Origin of the sequence: Paenibacillus sp. HGH0039, from assembly GCF_000411255.1 — a bacterium.
GTDB lineage: Bacteria > Bacillota > Bacilli > Paenibacillales > NBRC-103111 > Paenibacillus_F.
In genome coordinates, this window is sequence record NZ_KE150412.1 from 1,884,371 (window position 1) to 1,885,383 (window position 1,013).

The following is a 1,013-nucleotide window of genomic DNA, read 5'->3' on the forward strand; positions in this document are numbered from 1 at the left end:
GCTCCGGTCGCACCTGTGGCTCCATCGGCTCCCGTTGCTCCTGTTGCTCCATCGGCTCCGGCTGCTCCTGTTGCTCCATCAGCCCCGGTTGCTCCTGTTGCTCCATCAGCCCCGGTTGCTCCTGTTGCTCCATCGGCTCCGGTTGCACCCGTTGCTCCATCGGCCCCGGTTGCTCCTGTCGCTCCGTCGGCTCCGGTTGCTCCTGTCGCTCCGTCAGCTCCGGTCGCTCCTGTGGCTCCGTCGGCTCCCGTTGCTCCTGTTGCTCCATCTGCTCCTGTCACACCTGTAGCTCCATCAGCTCCGGTAGCACCAGTCGCTCCGTCAGCTCCGGTCGCTCCTGTGGCTCCGTCGGCTCCGGTGGCACCTGTCACTCCATCGGCCCCCGTCGCACCTGTTGCTCCATCGGCTCCTGTTGCTCCTGTCGCTCCATCAGCTCCAGTGGCACCTGTTGCTCCATCAGCTCCGGTTGCTCCTGTCACTCCGTCGGCTCCCGTGGCTCCTGTCGCTCCATCAGCCCCCGTTGCTCCTGTCGCACCATCGGCTCCGGTTGCTCCTGTCGCCCCATCAGCTCCGGTCGCACCAGTCGCTCCATCAGCTCCCGTCGCACCTGTCACACCATCTGCTCCCGTTGCTCCTGTCGCTCCATCAGCCCCCGTTGCTCCGTCGGCTCCGGTGGCTCCTGTCGCTCCATCAGCTCCCGTGGCTCCTGTCGCTCCGTCGGCTCCCGTTGCTCCTGTTGCTCCGTCGGCTCCTGTTGCACCTGTCGTTCCATCAGCCCCGGTTGCTCCTATTGCTCCGTCAGCTCCGGTTGCACCTGTCGCTCCAGTCGGCCCGGTTGCTCCTGTCGCTCCATCGGCTCCGGTCTCTCCTGTTACTCCATCTGCCCCCGTTGCTCCTGTGGCTCCATCAGCTCCGGTTGTTCCTGTCACTCCGTCAGCTCCGGTCGCTCCTGTTGCTCCGTCAGCTCCCGTGGCTCCTGTCGCTCCATCAGCTCCCGTTGCTCCTGTCGCTCC